At 71.1% G+C, this 15,445-nt stretch carries 16 protein-coding genes; 12 read left to right on the forward strand and 4 right to left on the reverse strand.

Annotation, left to right across the window (positions count from 1 at the left end; all coding sequences use genetic code 11):
- The first annotated feature begins 41 nt into the window (after positions 1 to 41).
- From A37W_RS0118925 to dxs, 4 genes are all read left to right on the forward strand, one after another.
- Positions 42 to 965 (forward strand): histone deacetylase family protein, encoded by a 924-nt coding sequence (locus A37W_RS0118925; protein ID WP_018304626.1) that lies wholly within the window; start codon positions 42 to 44, stop codon positions 963 to 965.
- Entirely contained in the window at positions 962 to 1,213 is a 252-nt protein-coding gene (locus A37W_RS0118930; protein ID WP_018304627.1) for an exodeoxyribonuclease VII small subunit, read from the forward strand. The genes A37W_RS0118925 and A37W_RS0118930 overlap by 4 nt, the downstream gene beginning before the upstream one ends.
- A gap of 5 nt (positions 1,214 to 1,218) precedes the next feature.
- Positions 1,219 to 2,094 (forward strand): polyprenyl synthetase family protein, encoded by an 876-nt coding sequence (locus tag A37W_RS0118935; RefSeq protein WP_018304628.1) that lies wholly within the window; start codon positions 1,219 to 1,221, stop codon positions 2,092 to 2,094.
- A gap of 116 nt (positions 2,095 to 2,210) precedes the next feature.
- Positions 2,211 to 4,148 carry a 1-deoxy-D-xylulose-5-phosphate synthase gene (gene dxs / locus A37W_RS0118940; protein ID WP_018304629.1) on the forward strand — a complete coding sequence of 646 codons (1,938 nt, stop codon included), beginning with the start codon at positions 2,211 to 2,213 and terminating at the stop codon, positions 4,146 to 4,148.
- Here dxs and A37W_RS23925 read toward each other — a convergent pair.
- From A37W_RS23925 to A37W_RS0118955, 3 genes are read right to left on the reverse strand one after another with little or no spacing between them, the layout of a single operon-like run.
- The gene (locus tag A37W_RS23925; RefSeq protein WP_018304630.1) at positions 4,145 to 4,900 is read right to left on the reverse strand and encodes an ion transporter; all 756 of its coding nucleotides are present in this window, start codon (positions 4,898 to 4,900) and stop codon (positions 4,145 to 4,147) included. The genes dxs and A37W_RS23925 overlap by 4 nt on opposite strands.
- Positions 4,897 to 5,766, reverse strand: coding sequence for an SDR family oxidoreductase (locus A37W_RS23930; protein WP_018304631.1), 870 nt, complete (start codon positions 5,764 to 5,766; stop codon positions 4,897 to 4,899). The genes A37W_RS23925 and A37W_RS23930 overlap by 4 nt, the downstream gene beginning before the upstream one ends.
- A gap of 40 nt (positions 5,767 to 5,806) precedes the next feature.
- A complete protein-coding gene (locus A37W_RS0118955) occupies positions 5,807 to 6,787 on the reverse strand; it encodes a DNA topoisomerase IB (protein WP_018304632.1) in 981 nt (326 codons plus the stop codon).
- Between the two features lie 118 nt (positions 6,788 to 6,905).
- Between A37W_RS0118955 and A37W_RS0118960 the strand changes: the two genes are divergently transcribed.
- The 4 genes from A37W_RS0118960 (at position 6,906) to A37W_RS0118975 (ending at position 11,865) form a co-directional block, all read left to right on the forward strand.
- Positions 6,906 to 8,744 carry an adenine deaminase gene (locus tag A37W_RS0118960; RefSeq protein ID WP_018304633.1) on the forward strand — a complete coding sequence of 613 codons (1,839 nt, stop codon included), beginning with the start codon at positions 6,906 to 6,908 and terminating at the stop codon, positions 8,742 to 8,744.
- Entirely contained in the window at positions 8,741 to 10,237 is a 1,497-nt protein-coding gene (locus A37W_RS0118965; RefSeq protein WP_018304634.1) for an AMP nucleosidase, read from the forward strand. The genes A37W_RS0118960 and A37W_RS0118965 overlap by 4 nt, the downstream gene beginning before the upstream one ends.
- A gap of 129 nt (positions 10,238 to 10,366) precedes the next feature.
- Positions 10,367 to 10,657, forward strand: coding sequence for an HU family DNA-binding protein (locus tag A37W_RS0118970; RefSeq protein WP_040754367.1), 291 nt, complete (start codon positions 10,367 to 10,369; stop codon positions 10,655 to 10,657).
- A gap of 323 nt (positions 10,658 to 10,980) precedes the next feature.
- Positions 10,981 to 11,865 carry a DMT family transporter gene (locus tag A37W_RS0118975; RefSeq protein WP_018304636.1) on the forward strand — a complete coding sequence of 295 codons (885 nt, stop codon included), beginning with the start codon at positions 10,981 to 10,983 and terminating at the stop codon, positions 11,863 to 11,865.
- A gap of 64 nt (positions 11,866 to 11,929) precedes the next feature.
- On the opposite strand, the gene A37W_RS0118980 is transcribed toward A37W_RS0118975, so the two are convergent.
- A complete protein-coding gene (locus A37W_RS0118980; RefSeq protein ID WP_018304637.1) occupies positions 11,930 to 12,568 on the reverse strand; it encodes an SGNH/GDSL hydrolase family protein in 639 nt (212 codons plus the stop codon).
- A 136-nt stretch (positions 12,569 to 12,704) separates the two neighbouring features.
- Between A37W_RS0118980 and trxA the strand changes: the two genes are divergently transcribed.
- The 4 genes from trxA to A37W_RS0119000 all read left to right on the forward strand — a co-directional run bounded on the left by trxA (position 12,705) and on the right by A37W_RS0119000 (position 15,371).
- Positions 12,705 to 13,628: a thioredoxin gene (gene trxA, locus A37W_RS0118985; protein WP_018304638.1), complete on the forward strand. Its 924-nt coding sequence runs from the start codon at positions 12,705 to 12,707 to the stop codon at positions 13,626 to 13,628.
- A 76-nt stretch (positions 13,629 to 13,704) separates the two neighbouring features.
- Positions 13,705 to 14,349 (forward strand): LON peptidase substrate-binding domain-containing protein, encoded by a 645-nt coding sequence (locus A37W_RS0118990; protein ID WP_018304639.1) that lies wholly within the window; start codon positions 13,705 to 13,707, stop codon positions 14,347 to 14,349.
- Complete coding sequence (locus A37W_RS0118995) at positions 14,346 to 14,558, forward strand: Trm112 family protein (RefSeq protein WP_018304640.1); 213 nt, start codon at positions 14,346 to 14,348, stop codon at positions 14,556 to 14,558. Before A37W_RS0118990 ends, A37W_RS0118995 begins: the two co-directional genes overlap by 4 nt.
- Positions 14,559 to 14,909: 351 nt before the next feature.
- Positions 14,910 to 15,371: a hypothetical protein gene (locus A37W_RS0119000; protein ID WP_018304641.1), complete on the forward strand. Its 462-nt coding sequence runs from the start codon at positions 14,910 to 14,912 to the stop codon at positions 15,369 to 15,371.
- Positions 15,372 to 15,445 lie beyond the last annotated feature (74 nt).

The following is a 15,445-nucleotide window of genomic DNA, read 5'->3' on the forward strand; positions in this document are numbered from 1 at the left end:
CGTTGTTGTGGACGCGGGCAGAGTGCGTTTTGCTCCGCCCCATGGCAACCGCGCTCGTCACCCACCCCGACTGCCTCGGCCACGTCAATCCGCCGGGCCACCCCGAGCAGGTGGCCCGGCTCGAAACCGTGCTGGAGGTGCTGGAGGGAATGGACCTCGTCCGCGTCTCCGCCCCGATGGCGGCGGCGGACGACCTGACGCGCGTGCATCCCGCGCCCTATGTCGACGCCGTCACTGCCGCGGCGCCGGAGGAAGGGTTCGTGGCGCTGGATGCCGACACGACGCTGTCGCCCGGCTCGATCTCCGCCGCCTGGCGCGCCGCGGGCGCGGTCGTCCGGGCCGTCGACCTCGTCCTCGGCGGCGAGGTCGCGAACGCCTTCTGCGCGGTCCGCCCGCCCGGCCATCATGCCGAGCGCCAGACGCCGATGGGGTTCTGCTTCTTCGGCTCGGTCGCCGTCGGCGCGGCCCACGCGCTGGAGCATCACGGCCTGAAGCGGGTCGCGATTCTCGATTTCGACGTGCATCACGGCAACGGCACGCAGGACCTGGTGCAGGACGACCCGCGCATCTTCTTCGCCTCGTCGCATCAGATGCCGCTCTATCCCGGCACCGGTGATCCGTCCGACGACGGCCCGCATGGCACGGTGATGAACGTCGCGCTGCCCCCGGGCTCGGGGTCCGAGCTGTTCCGCCAGGTCTGGTCCGACATCCTCGCGAGGATGGAGGCGTTCCGACCCGACCTGATCCTCGTCTCCGCCGGCTTCGACGCCCACGTCCGCGACCCGCTCGCCTCGATCGCGCTCAGGACCTCGGACTTCGCCTGGGTGACGCGGGCGATCTGCGACGCGGCGGACCGGGTGTGCGGCGGACGGGTGGTCTCGGCGCTCGAGGGCGGCTATGACCTCGACGCGCTGGGCGAGGCCGCCGCGGCGCACGTGACGGTACTGATGGAGCAGGGGCAATGAGCGAACAGGCCGCGGCCAAGCCGGTCGACCAGATGTCCTTCGAAGAGGCGATCCGCGAGCTCGAGCGCGTGGTCGGCCAGCTGGAACGCGGCGAGGTCGCCCTCGACGAGTCGATCGCCCTCTACGAGCGCGGCGCCGCTCTGCGCGCCCGCTGCGAGAAGAAGCTGCAGGAGGCGGAGGAGAAGGTGGCCCGCATCACCACCGACGCCCGCGGCGAGCCGACGGGGACCGCGCCCCTCGATGGCTGATCGCGATGGCTGAGGGACCGGGCGCCGCGGACGCGCGGGTGATCTCGGACCGGTTGGCCGCGGCGCTGCCGGAGGAAAGCGGCGACATCGGCGAACTCGTCCGCGCGATGCGCTACGCCGTCGAGGGCGGCAAGCGGCTGCGCGGCCTCATCGTGCTGGAAAGCGCCCGCATCCACGGCGTCCCCGCCGCCGCCGCGCTGGACGCCGCCGCCGCGATCGAGGCGATGCACGCCTATTCCCTCGTCCACGACGACCTGCCCGCGATGGACGACGACGCCCTGCGCCGCGGCCGCCCGACCGTGCACGTCGCCTTTGGCGAGGCGATGGCGATCCTCGTCGGCGACGCGCTGCAGTCGCTGGCCTTCGACCTCGTCGCCGGCATCGACGGCGTGCCGGCGGAGCGGGTCGTGGACCTCGCCCGCCGCCTCGCGCGGCAGTCCGGCATGGCGGGCATGGCCGGCGGCCAGTGGTGCGACATCGCGGCCGAGCGGGGCGGCCGCCCGGCCGACCCGATGGCGCACATCAGCCATATCCAGCGCCTCAAGACCGGCGCCCTGTTCCGCTGGTCGGCCGAGGCGGGCGCGATGCTCGCCGGAGCCGATCCCGCGCCGATGACGGCCTATGCCGACGCCCTCGGCCTCGCCTTCCAGATCCGCGACGACCTTCTCGACGTGGACGGAGATGCAGCGGCGGTCGGCAAGGCGGTGGGCAAGGATGCCGGCCGCGGCAAGGCGACGTTCGTGGAGCTGATGGGCGCCGACGGCGCCCGCGCCCGCGCGGCGGCGCTCGCGGACGAGGCGGTCGCCGCACTCGCGGGGTTCGGGCCGGAGGCCGACCCGCTGCGCGACCTCGCCCGGTTCGCGGTCGCCCGCGTCACCTGAGCGACGGGCCGCCTGCACATGCGCTGCACGGGGCCCGCCTTGCGACACGGTGGCCCTTCCGCTATCCCCCGGACGCCCTAGGTGACGGGGCAGGCGACCCCTGCCGGAAGGCCCGCATGACCGACAGACCCTCGACCCCGCTCCTCGACCGGATCCATTCGCCGGCCGACCTCAAGTCCCTCTCGGACGAGCAGCTGGAGCAGCTGGCCGACGAGCTGCGGGCCGAGACGATCAGCGCGGTCTCCGTCACGGGCGGCCATCTCGGCGCCGGGCTCGGCGTGATCGAACTGACCGTCGCGCTGCACGCGATCTTCGACGCGCCGCGGGACCGGATCGTCTGGGACGTCTCGCACCAGACCTACCCGCACAAGATTCTCACTGGCCGGCGAGACCGGATCCGCACCCTGCGCCAGAAGGACGGGCTGTCCGGCTTCACCAAGCGCTCGGAATCCCCTTACGACCCGTTCGGCGCGGCCCACTCCTCCACCTCGATCAGCGCCGCCCTCGGCTTCGCCGTCGCCCGCGACCTCGGCGGCGCGGGGATCGAGACGCCGGCCTGCGGCATCGGCGACTGCATCGCGGTGATCGGCGACGGCGCGATGTCCGCCGGCATGGCCTACGAGGCGATGAACAACGCCGGCCACCTCGGCAAGCGGCTGATCGTCATCCTCAACGACAACGAGATGTCTATCGCGCCCCCCGTCGGCGCGATGTCCGCCTACCTGTCCCGCCTCTACGCCGGCGCGCCGTTCCAGGAGCTGAAGGCCGCCGCCAAGGGGGCCGTGTCGCTGCTGCCGCCGCCGTTCCGCGAGGGGGCGAAGCGGGCGAAGGACATCCTCAAGCACCTCGCCGTCGGCGGAACGCTGTTCGAGGAGCTGGGCTTTTCCTACGTCGGGCCCATCGACGGGCACGACATGGAAAGCCTGCTCGCCGTGCTGCGCACCGTGAAGGCGCGGGCGCACGGGCCGATCCTGATCCACGCGATCACCAAGAAGGGCAAGGGCTTCGCCCCGGCCGAGAGCGCGGCGGACCGCGGCCACGGCGTCGGCAAGTTCGACGTGGTGACCGGCGAGCAGAAGAAGGCGGCGTCGAACGCGCCGTCCTACACGTCGGTCTTCGCCAAGTCGCTGATCGCCGCGGCGGAGCGCGATCCCCGCATCTGCGCCGTCACCGCCGCGATGCCGGACGGCACGGGCCTGAACAGGTTCATGGAGCGCTTCGCCTCGCGCTGCTTCGACGTCGGCATCGCAGAGCAGCACGCCGTCACATTCGCCGCCGGCCTCGCCGCGGGGGGAATGCGGCCGTTCTGCGCGATCTACTCGACCTTCCTGCAGCGCGGCTACGACCAGGTCGTCCACGACGTCGCGCTGCAGCGCCTGCCGGTCCGCTTCGCCATCGACCGCGCCGGCCTCGTCGGCGCCGACGGCGCGACCCACGCGGGCGCCTACGACATCGCCTACCTCTCCAACCTCCCCGGCTTCACCGTCATGGCCGCCGCCGACGAGGCCGAGCTGGTGCGCATGGTCGCCACCGCCGCGGCGCACGACGACGGGCCGATCGCCTTCCGTTTCCCGCGGGGCGAGGGCGTCGGGGTCGAGATGCCCGAGCGGCCCGAGCCGCTGGAGATCGGCCGCGGCCGCGTGGTCCGCGAGGGGCGGGGCGTCGCGCTGCTGTCGTTCGGCACGCGGCTGAAGGAGGCGGTGGAGGCCGCCGAGGCTCTGGAGGCCCGCGGCCTGTCGCCCACCGTCGCCGACGCCCGCTTCGCCAAGCCGCTGGACCGCGAGCTGATCCTGCGGCTGGCGCGCGAGCACGAGGCGCTGATCACGCTGGAGGAGGGCGCGGTCGGCGGATTCGGCAGCCACGTCGCGCAGCTGCTGGCGGAGGAGGGGGTGTTCGACACCGGGCTGAAGTTCCGGTCGATGTGCCTGCCGGACATCTTCATCGACCAAGCCTCGCCGGCGGACATGTACGCGGTCGCCGGGCTGAACGCCGGCGACATCGAGCGCAAGGTGCTGGAGGTGATGGGCGCGAAGGTGCTGGAGCGCCGCGCCTAACCCCGCCGGTCCAGCCTTTCCTCGATCGCCCGCAGCCGGGTCAGCACCTCGTCGCGATAGGAATCCGTCGCGGCGACCTCTTCCTCGGCATGGGCGTCCTGCATCGAGTTCACGATGAGGCCGACGACCAGGTTCACCACGGCGAACGTCGTGACCAGGATGAAAGGCACGAAGAACAGCCAGGCCTGTGGAAAGACCTCCATCACCGGGCGGACGATCCCCATGGACCAGCTCTCGAGCGTCATGATCTGGAACAGCGAGTAGGCCGACGCTCCCAGCGAGCCGAACCAGTCCGGAAAGGCCGCACCGAAGAGCTTGGTCGCCATGACCGAGGCGATGTAGAAGATCAGCCCCATCAGCAGAAAGACCGAGGCCATGCCGGGCAGGGCGGCGAACAGACCCTCGACCACCCGCCTCAGCCGCGGCGTGACCGAGACGACGCGCAGCACCCGCAGGATCCGCAGCGCCCGCAGGACCGAGAGACCCGCCCCGGCGGGAACGAGGCTCACGCCCACGATGGCCGCGTCGAAGACGTTCCAGCCGTCGCGGAAGAACCGCGGTCCCCAGGCGACCAGCTTGGCGGCGATCTCCACGGTGAAGATGGCGAGGCAGAGCCGGTCGAGCGCGAGGATCGGCCCGCCCGCGAGCGCCATGACAGCGTCCGACGTCTCCAATCCCAGGATCACTGCGTTGAACAAGATCACCGCGATGATGAAGCGCGTGAAGCGTGGGGATTCGACGATGGTCCTCAATCGCGACTGCAAGACGGGTCTTCCTCTTCGAGCAGGGCCCGAAGACCGCTGCGATAGTCCGGGTAGAGCAGTTCGACCCCCAGCTCGTCCTTGATTCGGTCGTTCCGGACCCGCTTGCTCTCGGCGTAGAAGCTGCGGGCCATGGGCGACAGTTCCGCCTCCTCGAACGGGACGGCGGGCGGGACGGGCAGGCCGAGCAGGCGCGCGGCCTCGGCGATCACTTCCTGCGGCGGGGCGGGGTCGTCGTCGCAGACGTTGTAGACGCGGCCTGGGTCGGGGCGCGCGATCGACGCCTCCAGTACCTGCGCGATGTCGTCGACGTGGATGCGGCTGAAGACCTGTCCCTGCTTGACGATCCTGCGGGCGGTGCCCTCGCGGACCTTGGCGAACGGCCCGCGTCCGGGGCCGTAGATGCCGGCGAGGCGGAAGACGTGCAAAGGCAGGCCGAGCGCGGCCCACTCCGCCTCGGCCGCGACGCGCTGCCGGCCGCGGGTGGTGGACGGGGCGGGGGGCGTCTCCTCGTCGACCCATCCGCCGCCCTGGTCGCCGTAGACGCCGGTGGTCGAGAGGTAGCCGGCCCAGCGCAGGCGCGGCGCGGCGGTTGCGATCTCGGGGGCGAGGGCGGCGAGGACCGGGTCGCCGTCCGCGTCGGGCGCGGCGGAGGCGAGGAGGTGGTCTGCGGCGGCGAGCGCCGGCAGGACGTCGCCGCCGGGCCAGACGATGGGGGTGACGCCGATGGCCTCGAGCTCCGGCGCCTTGTCGGCGGAGCGGGTGGTGCCGAAGATCTGCCAGCCCAGCGGGACCAGCCGCCGGCTGAGCGCGGTGGCGGAATAGCCGTGACCGAAGACGAGAAGGGTGCCTGCCATGGGTCCAGAGATGCGCCGCCGGTCCGCCGCCGGCAAGGCCTCAGCCGATCAGGCGCAGCAGGGCCCGCTCGGCCCGCCGCAGCTCCGCCCGCTCTGGAAGGTCCTGCAGCAGCGCCAGCCGCTCGTCGGCCTCCGTCCCCGCGAGGTCGATGACGCGGGGGTGGATGTAGCTGTTGCGCGCGATGGTCGGCGTGTTCGACAGCCGCTCCGCCGCCGCCTGCGACAGCGTCTTGATCGTGGCCGGCCCGTCCTGCAGCGCCGCGACCAGCGCCGCCTCGCTGCCGGCCCAGGTGCGGAACGTCTTGGCGGTGATGCCCGGCTGCCCGACGATGGCGGAGAGGCGGGAATTCACCTCCTCGGAATGGACGGAGTGCGCCGCGCCGGCCTCGTCGACCCAGGAGATCAGCGCCTTGCCCGGCAGGTCGTGCAGCTGACCGAGGACCTTCGCCAGCCGCTTGTCGCGCAGCATCGTCCGGACCTTCTTGCCGCCCTTGCCGCGGAACTTCAGCTCCAGCGCGCCCTCGGTCATCGTCAGATGCCGCGGCTTCAACGTCGTCGCGCCGTAGGTCCGGTTCAGCACGGTGTAGCCCTCGTGCCCGACCCGGATCGCCGTCCGGTCTATCAGCGCCAGCACCGCGGCGATGGCGAAGTCGCGCTCGCCCGCCTCGCCGTGCAGGTCCTCGCGGATGACGCGGCGGATGCGCGGCAGCGCCTCGCCGAAGGCGGCGAGGTCGTCGTACTTCTTGCGCTCCTGATGCTCGCGGAACTCGGGGTGGTAGCGGTACTGCTTGCGCTCGCGCGCGTCATAGCCCGTCGCCTGCAGGTGGCCCTTCTCCTCGGGGCTGATCCAGACCTTCTCGTAGGCCGGCGGCACGGCGAGCCGCTCGATCCGCTTGCGCTCGCGCCGGTCGTCGATCGTGGTGCCGTCGGGGGCCTTGTAGGTGAAGCCGCGGCCTGCGCGCCGGCGCGAGATGCCGGGGCGGCTGTCGGGGTAGTAGATGAGGCCGGGAGGCGGGGTCATGATCGCGCAACGCCGCCCGTGGTGCGCGGTTCCGGCGCGTCCGGTCACGGCTGGCGGAGTGCGGGACGCCGCGTCCGCCTGTCTTGCGGACGACACCCGATTGGTGTCAGATTCGGCAATGGAACGACCGACCTCCCCGACACCCCTCCGGACCTGGGCCGACGCCGCCCCCCGCCTCGTCGCGGTGGCCGCGGGCCGCGCGCCCGCCGATCTCGTCATCCGCGATGTCCGGCTCGTGAACGTGCAGAGCCGCGAGGTGCTGGACGGCTGGGCCGTCGCCGTGGCCGAGGGACGCTTCGCCTATGTCGGACCCGACGCGTCGCACTGCATCGGCGACGGCACCGAGGTGGTGGAGGGCGCCGGCCGCTACCTGATCCCCGGCCTGATCGACGGACACATGCACATCGAGTCCGGCATGCTCACGCCGGCCGAGTTCGCCGCCGCGGTGATCCCCCACGGCACGACGACGATGTTCACCGACCCCCACGAGATCGCCAACGTCCTCGGCCTGCCCGGCGTGCGCATGATGCACGACGAGGCGCTGATGCAGCCCGTCAGCATCTTCACCCAGATGCCGTCCTGCGCGCCGTCCGCGCCGGGGCTGGAGACGACGGGCTACGAGATCGGCCCTGACGACGTGGCCGAGGCGATGGACTGGCCTGGCATCGTCGGCCTCGGCGAGATGATGAACTATCCGGGCGTCGTGAACGGCAGCCAGCAGATGCTGGCCGAGATGGCGGCGACGATGGCGGCGGGCAAGATTGTGGGCGGCCACTACGCCTCGCCCGACCGGGGCATTCCGTTCCACGCCTACGTCGCCGGCGGTCCGGCGGACGACCACGAGGGGACGGCCGAGGCAGACGCGGTGGCGCGGGTGCGGCAGGGGATGCGCTCCATGCTGCGGCTCGGCAGCGCCTGGTACGACGTCGAGAGCCAGATCACCGCGATCACCGAGAAGGGCCTCGACCCGCGGAACTTCATCCTGTGCACCGACGACTGCAACGCCGGCACGCTGGTCCATGACGGGCACATGAACCGGGTAGTGCGGCACGCCATCGCCTGCGGCTGCGATCCGCTCGTGGCTCTGCAGATGGCGACGGTGAACACCGCGACGCATTTCGGTCTGGAGCGGGAGCTGGGCTCCATCGCTCCCGGGCGCCGGGCGGATGCCATATTGACGTCGGACCTGCGGGAGCTGCCGATCGAGGTGGTTTTCGCGCGCGGGCGGCGGGTGGCCGAAGGCGGAACATTGCTGGCCGAGTGCCCCCACTACGACTGGCCCGAAAGCGCCCGGAAGACCGTTCGGCTTGGCCCCGCGCTCACGGATGCGGATTTCGTGGTCCGCCTCCCCTCGGACACCCGCCCCGGCCCCCGAGCCGGGGCCTCCCGCGTGACCGCCAGGGTCATCGGCGTGGTCGAGAACCAGGCGCCGACGAAGGCGCTGACTGCCGACCTGCCCGTCGCGGACGGCGCCGTGCAGCCGGAGGGCGACATTGCCCGCATCGCCCTGGTCGAGCGGCACCGCGCGACCGGGCAGGTGACAAACGGCTTCGTCCAGGGCTTCGGCTATACCGGCCGCATGGCCATCGCCTCCACCGTCGCGCATGACAGCCACCACATGATCGTCGTCGGCACCGACGCCGCGATGATGGCCGCCGCCGCGAACCGGCTCGGCGAGGTGGGGGGCGGCGTCACCGTCTGGAAGGACGGCACCGAGATCGGCCTCGTCGAACTGCCCATTGCCGGCCTGATGTCCGACCGCCCGGCCGCCGAGGTGGCGGCAAAGGCCCGCGGCATCGGCGAGGCGATGGCGGCCTGCGGCTGCCGCCTCAACAACGCGTTCATGCAGCACTCGCTGCTCGCGCTCGTGGTGATCCCCGAGCTGCGCATCTCGGACCTCGGCCTCGTCGATGTCCGCTCTTTCGAAATCGTCCCCCTGATCGAGGAGTCGTCATGACCGCCGATGGACAGCAATTCGGTCCCGGCCTGCGCGTCGAGACCCCCGACCCGGTCCCGCACGAGGCCTTCACCGACGCCGCCGCCGCCGTCGCCCGCCTGCGCGAGCTGTACGACACCGCGACGGAGTTCCTGAAGGACCGCTTCAACGCCGCGATCCGGCACGGCCAGCCGGACATGCGCTTCCGCGCCTTCTACCCGGAAGTGCGGTTCTCCACGACGACCTTCGCCCTCGCGGACAGCCGTCTGTCCTTCGGCCACGTCACCGCACCCGGCACCTACGCCACGACGATCACCCGGCCGGACCTGTTCGAGGCCTATCTCGAGCAGCAGATCGGCCTGCTGATCCGCAACCACCAGATCCCGGTCCATATCGGGGTCAGCGACACGCCGATGCCGATCCATTTCGCCGTCGCGGGCGACGCCGAGGTGACGGTCCCGCAGGAAGGCGCCGTCTCGTTCACGCTGCGCGACGTGTTCGACGTGCCGGACCTCTCCACCACCCACGACGACATCGTGAACGGCTCCGGCTTCCGCTACCCGGACGGGGCCGAGCCGCTCGCCCCCTTCACCGCGCAGCGCGTCGACTATTCGCTGGCGCGGCTGTCGCACTACACGGCGACGCGGGCGGACCACTTCCAGAACCACGTCCTGTTCACGAACTACCAGTTCTACGTCGAGGAGTTCGAAGCCTACGCCCGCCACGTCCTCGCCGACCCCGACAGCGGCTATACGTCCTTCGTCGGCCCGGGGAACGTCGAGATCACCGAGCCCGACGCGCCGCTGCCCCTGCCGGCGAAGCTGCCGCAGATGCCGACCTTCCACCTCAAGCGGGAGAAGGGTCAGGGGATCACCCTCGTCAACATCGGCGTCGGTCCGTCCAACGCCAAGACCGCGACCGACCACATCGCGGTGCTGCGCCCGCACGCCTGGCTGATGGTGGGGCATTGCGCGGGGCTGCGCAATTCCCAGCGCCTCGGCGACTTCGTCCTCGCCCACGCCTACCTGCGCGAGGACAAGGTGCTGGACGACGACCTGCCGGTCTGGGTGCCGATCCCGGCGCTGGCCGAGATCCAGGTCGCCCTCGAGGACGCGGTGGAGGAGGTGACCGAGCTCGAGGGCTACGAGCTGAAGCGCATCATGCGCACCGGCACCGTCGCCAGTCTCGACAACCGCAACTGGGAACTGCGCGACCAGGCCGGCCCGGTGAAGCGGCTCAGCCAGTCCCGCGCCGTGGCGCTGGACATGGAGAGCGCCACCATCGCCGCCAACGGCTTCCGCTTCCGCGTGCCCTACGGCACGCTCCTGTGCGTCAGCGACAAGCCGCTGCACGGAGAGCTGAAACTGCCGGGCATGGCGTCCGACTTCTACCGCACGCAGGTCGCGCGGCACCTGATGATCGGCATCCGCGCGATGGAGCGGCTGCGCGAGGCGCCGCTGGAGCGGATCCACAGCCGGAAATTGCGCAGCTTCGAGGAAACGGCGTTCCTCTGAGGCCCGAAAAGCCAACAAAACATGGCTTTTTCACTTGCAAAGCCTCGCAAATGATTGTGGGAGTAAACGACATGCCGCTGGGAGCGGATGAAAAGCCCCAACATCCGGGGGCCAAGAGGAGACAGTGACATGGCTGCTAAACCGATGACCAAGGCCCAGCTCGTGGCCGCGCTGGCCGAGAAGACCGGCCACGACAAGAAGGCCGCCGGCGCCGCGCTCGACGCGCTGACCGAGATCATCACGTCCGAAGTGTCCGGCGGCGGCGCCGTGACCCTGCCGGGCGTTGGCAAGATCTACTGCCGCGAGCGCCCCGAGCGCATGGTCCGCAACCCGGCCACCGGCGAGCAGATCAAGAAAGAGGCCGACAAGGTGGTGAAGATCACCGTCGCCAAGGCGCTGAAGGACAGCGTCAACGACTGACCGTCCGGCCACGCCAAACGACAGGGGCCGTCCGCCGGGGCGGCCCCTTTTTCGTCTGGGGATCGGATTCGCGCCTTGTGGTCGGGCATGACTGGCCCGACGTCTCGCGCCAGGCTGGGGGAGGCCCCGGCTCAGGGCCGGGGCGGGTTGTCCGGCCACGTCCCGGCCCCCGAGCCGGGACCCCGATCGGATACGACCTGCCGCTCGGTCCGGCCTTGCCGTACCCGCTGTGTGCATACCCGCAATGCTGCCTTCTCGCCCCGCCGCCCCTTGTGCCGGCATCGCGCGAGGGTACGGTCGCGACATTCTCGAAAGGGGCCGGCATGGACCTGCGCGCTCTTCTCCTGGGCCTCGCCTTCGCCGTCATGTGGTCGTCGGCTTTCACCTCGGCACGCCTCGTGGTCGCCCACGCGCCGCCGCTGTCGGCGCTGGCGCTGCGGTTCCTGATCTCGGGCCTCCTCGGCATCGCCATCGCCCGGGCCCTGGGCCAGACGTGGCGCCTGACCGCCCGGCAGTGGCGGGCGGTGGTGATCTTCGGCCTGTGCCAGAACGCGCTCTATCTGGGCCTGAATTTCGTCGCGATGCAGACGATCGAGGCCTCGCTGGCCGCCATCGTGGCCTCTACCATGCCGCTGCTCGTCGCGCTCGCCGGGTGGCTGCTGTTCGGCGACCGCCCACGCGCGCTGGCGGTTGGTGGGCTGATTGCGGGCGTCGCGGGCGTGGCGCTCATCATGGGGGCGCGGCTGTCGGGCGGCGTGGATCTCTACGGCCTCGGCCTCTGCGCGCTGGGCGTCGTCTCGCTGACCGTCGCGACGCTGGCCGTGCGGGGGGCGTCCTCGGGCGGGAACGTGCTGATGATCGTCGGGCTGCAGATGCTCGTCGGCTCCGCCGCACTCGCCGTGGCGGCGCTGTCGTTCGAGAGGGGCGCGGCGGTGGACTGGAACGCCGAGCTGGTCCTCGCCTTCACCTACACGACGCTGGTACCCGGCCTTCTTGCCACGCTCGTCTGGTTCGTCCTCGTCAACCGCATCGGCGCGGTGAAGGCGGCGACGTTCCACTTCCTGAACCCGTTCCTCGGGGTCGCGATCGCCGCGATCATCCTCGGCGAGTCCCTGCGGCTCACCGACGTGATCGGCGTCGTCGTCATCGGCTTCGGCATCCTCGCGGTGCAGATGAGCCGGGCGGAACGGGTGCCCGCGCCGGCTTGAGCGCGAAGGAAATTCGACGAATTTCCATCTGCGGCAGAGGGAATTGCGTCGAAATTCCTTCGCGCTACCCCCCGAGGCCTCGCAACGACTCCGCCACCGCCTCGCCCAGTGCCGCGTGCGCGTCGGCGCCGAAATGGATGCCGTCGACGTCGCTTGACTCGATCACCGACCCGGCGTCCAGGAACCCGCAGCCCCGCGCCTCGGCGATCCCGCGATACGCCTCCGCCAGACCCAGAGAGGGCGCCCGGGCGCCGGTGAACTCCCAGATCAGCGGCCCCGTCTCGATCACCGGCGGCGGCGCGATGACCAGCACCCGGAAACCGCCGTGCCGGTCCTGCCACTCCACCGACTGCGCGATGTCGAGCAGGGCCGACAGCCCCGCCGCGGCCCTCGCCGGCGTCGGGTCGAACCGCGTTTTCATGTCGTTGGTCCCGAGCATGATCGTCAGCCAGTCGATCGGCCCGTGGCTGCGCAGCGCGATCTTCAGCCCCGGCCGGCCGTCCATCTCGTCGCCCATCACCGGGTCCGGCCACTGCGTCGTCCGCCCCGGCAGCCCTTCCTCGACGAGGTCCCAGCCCAGCCGCGCCGCGGCCACCGTGGGCCAGCGCACGCCCGGCCCCAGCCGCGGTGCGCGGTCGGTGCGCGAGGTCATCGGAGGGGCGCCGTGGGTGTTGCTGTCCCCGAACGTCAGCAGAAGTGTCACCGGCCTGTCCTCCCCCTAAACCCCTCGCCCGGGACGCTAGCCGCAGCGAAGGGCGGAGGAAATGCCCCTTGGCCTTCGGCCCGGCGGCGCACATATAGGGGCCGACCCCGCGGACGACAGACGACAGGACATTGCCATGCTCGGCCTTTCGGACAGCCCCAACGCCGCCCCCGCCGCCGCCGACCTGATCAAGGACGGCACCGACCAGACCTTCATGCAGGACGTCGTCGAGGCGTCGCAGACGGTGCCGGTCATCGTCGACTTTTGGGCGACGTGGTGCGGCCCCTGCAAGACCCTCGGCCCCGCGCTCGAGGCGGCGGTGACCAAGGCGCGTGGCAAGGTGAAGCTGGTCAAGATCGACGTCGACAAGAACCAGGCCTACGCCGGCCAGCTGCGCGTGCAGTCGATCCCCACCGTCTACGCCTTCTGGCAGGGCCAGCCGGTCGACGCCTTCCAGGGCGCCCTGCCGCCAAGCCAGGTGGATGAGTTCGTGAAGAAGCTGGCGGACCTCGCCGACGGCGGGGCCGAGGCCGCGGGCCTCGCCGAGGCGGTGGCCGCCGCGGACGAGATGCTGGCCCAGGGCGACGCCGCCGGCGCGGCCGAGACCTTCGCCGCGATCCTGCAGGAAGAGCCCGAGAACGCCTCCGCCTACGGCGGCCTCGTCCGCGCCTATCTCGCGATGGGCGAGGTGGAGCAGGCCGAGGCGATCCTGAACGGCGCCCCCGCCGCCATCGCCAAGGCGCCCGAGCTGGAGGCCGCGCATGCCGCGATCCAGCTGGCCCGGCAGGCCGCCAACGCCGGCCCCGTCGCCGAGCTGCGCGCGAAGGTCGAGGCCGACCCGACCGACCACCAGGCGCGCTTCGATCTCGCCACCGCGCTGCACGCCTCCGGTCATGTCGACGAGGCCGTGGCCGAACTGCTGGAGCTGTTCCGCCGCGATCGCGATTGGAACGACGGCGCGGCCAAGACCCAGCTCTTCACCATCTTCGACAGCCTGCCGGCCAAGGACCCGGTCGTCCTGGCCGGACGCCGCAAGCTCAGCTCGATGATCTTCGTCTGACCCGCTCCGGCACCGGCCCGGCATCGGGCCGGATCGCCGGTTGTCGGACCGACCCCGGACACTAGGTCCGAGCATCATGCTCAAGGCCTCGGACCTGCCAGACACGATCCCGGTCTTTCCGCTCCCCGGGGCGCTGTTGCTGCCGCGCACGCGGCTGCCGCTGCACATCTTCGAGCCGCGTTACCTCGCCATGCTCGACGATGTGCTGAAGACGCGGGACCGGCTGATCGGGATGATCCAGCCCTACGAGTCCGCCAACGGCGCCAACAGGCTGCACGCCATCGGATGCGCCGGGCGGCTCACCGCGTTCTCCGAGACCGAGGACGGCCGCTATATGATCACGCTCTCGGGCATCTCGCGGTACCGCGTGACGGAGGAGATCGAGGGGTTCACCCCCTACCGCCGCTGCACCGTCCGCTGGGGCGACTTCTCGCGCGATCTCGGCGGCGTGGAGCACGATCCGGAATTCGACCGCGACCACTTTCTCGACCTGCTGTCGCGCTTCTTCCGCAACCAGGGCCTCTCGACCGACTGGGGATCGCTGCGCGAGGCCGAGGACGAGCTGCTGATCGATTCCCTGTCGATGCTGTGCCCGTTCGAGCCGGAGGACAAGCAGGCCCTCCTGGAAGCGCCCTCGCTGCCGGTCCGGCGCGAGACGCTGGTGACACTGATCGAATTCGCCCTCCGCGGCGGAACCGGTGGCGAGGAGACACTGCAATGACGGACGGTGTCGGCGAGCCGACGGGACCCGCGCCCGGCGATGTATTCGACCGCCGCATGCTCGAGGCGCTGGTCTGCCCCGAGACGCACGGCGTCCTCACCTACGACGCCGAACGGCAGGAGCTGGTGTCCCGCGCCGCCCATCTCGCCTACCCGATCCGCGGCGGAATCCCGGTGATGCTGGTCGACGAGGCACGCAAGCTGGACTGAGCCGCCGCCGGTCCCCGGTCCGGGATCGGCGATTCGGACGGACGCGCGGCAGCAGCCTCGCGGTCAGACCGACGTGCCGGTTTCTGGCGCCCGCCCGGCGGGTTGCGCGCCTCCCGATGGCGAGCGTGTGACCTGACCGTCGAATGCGAGACACGCGAAGCTACCCGCCGCCTGCGCTTTGAGCGTAAAGCCGAGCGAAGTCAATGGCTTGAGCGCCGCCTGAGGCACAGGTTCCCGCGTGCCCCCCCCGAACGCCCGCAAGCTTCCGTTAATCCCTCCCGATCCTAGTGCCTCGCGGGGGTTCGCCGGGTCCGCCCGGACCACGCGGCCCGATGGAGAGGGATACGACCGATGACGACCTTCACGCGCGGCCTGCGGGCCGTTTCGCGGGCGATGGCTCTCGCCCTGGCGGTAACCGCGACGCTGGCGGAAGGGGCCGACGCGCAGCAGACATTGGTCGTCGGCAACGACCGCGGCGGCTTCGTCGGTGCGCGGGCGCAGGAGATCCGGCAGCTGAACGCGGCGCAGGCGCGGGTGGAGATCCGGGGCAGCGTCTGCATCTCGTCCTGCACCATGTATCTCGGTGCCCGGGACGTCTGCGTCAGCCCGTCGACGACGTTCGGCTTCCACGGGCCCAGCCGCTTCGGAACGCCGCTGCCGCAGAGCCAGTTCGAGCACTTCTCGAACGTCATGGCGCGGCACTACAATCCGTCTCTCCGGCAGTGGTTCATGTCCGAGGCCCGGTATTCGATCGGCCAACCCTACGAAGTGAGCGGGGTCGAGCTTATCCGGCTGGGGTATCGCAGCTGCTGATCGGCCGGGGGCCGCGCGATGCCGTCACGACACGCCGCGGCCCGGGCTGGTCATCGGCTTGGGCCGGCGGGGGC

Source organism: Wenxinia marina DSM 24838, from assembly GCF_000379485.1.
Classification (GTDB): domain Bacteria; phylum Pseudomonadota; class Alphaproteobacteria; order Rhodobacterales; family Rhodobacteraceae; genus Wenxinia; species Wenxinia marina.

Coding starts and splice junctions, on each gene's coding strand:
- A37W_RS0118925 (WP_018304626.1), top strand. CDS start 42: ATGGCAACCGCGCTCGTCACCCACCCCGACTGCCTCGGCCACGTCAAT.
- A37W_RS0118930 (WP_018304627.1), top strand. CDS start 962: ATGAGCGAACAGGCCGCGGCCAAGCCGGTCGACCAGATGTCCTTCGAA.
- A37W_RS0118935 (WP_018304628.1), top strand. CDS start 1,219: ATGGCTGAGGGACCGGGCGCCGCGGACGCGCGGGTGATCTCGGACCGG.
- dxs (WP_018304629.1), top strand. CDS start 2,211: ATGACCGACAGACCCTCGACCCCGCTCCTCGACCGGATCCATTCGCCG.
- A37W_RS23930 (WP_018304631.1), bottom strand. CDS start 5,766: ATGGCAGGCACCCTTCTCGTCTTCGGTCACGGCTATTCCGCCACCGCG.
- A37W_RS0118955 (WP_018304632.1), bottom strand. CDS start 6,787: ATGACCCCGCCTCCCGGCCTCATCTACTACCCCGACAGCCGCCCCGGC.
- A37W_RS0118960 (WP_018304633.1), top strand. CDS start 6,906: ATGGAACGACCGACCTCCCCGACACCCCTCCGGACCTGGGCCGACGCC.
- A37W_RS0118965 (WP_018304634.1), top strand. CDS start 8,741: ATGACCGCCGATGGACAGCAATTCGGTCCCGGCCTGCGCGTCGAGACC.
- A37W_RS0118970 (WP_040754367.1), top strand. CDS start 10,367: ATGGCTGCTAAACCGATGACCAAGGCCCAGCTCGTGGCCGCGCTGGCC.
- A37W_RS0118975 (WP_018304636.1), top strand. CDS start 10,981: ATGGACCTGCGCGCTCTTCTCCTGGGCCTCGCCTTCGCCGTCATGTGG.
- trxA (WP_018304638.1), top strand. CDS start 12,705: ATGCTCGGCCTTTCGGACAGCCCCAACGCCGCCCCCGCCGCCGCCGAC.
- A37W_RS0118990 (WP_018304639.1), top strand. CDS start 13,705: ATGCTCAAGGCCTCGGACCTGCCAGACACGATCCCGGTCTTTCCGCTC.
- A37W_RS0118995 (WP_018304640.1), top strand. CDS start 14,346: ATGACGGACGGTGTCGGCGAGCCGACGGGACCCGCGCCCGGCGATGTA.
- A37W_RS0119000 (WP_018304641.1), top strand. CDS start 14,910: ATGACGACCTTCACGCGCGGCCTGCGGGCCGTTTCGCGGGCGATGGCT.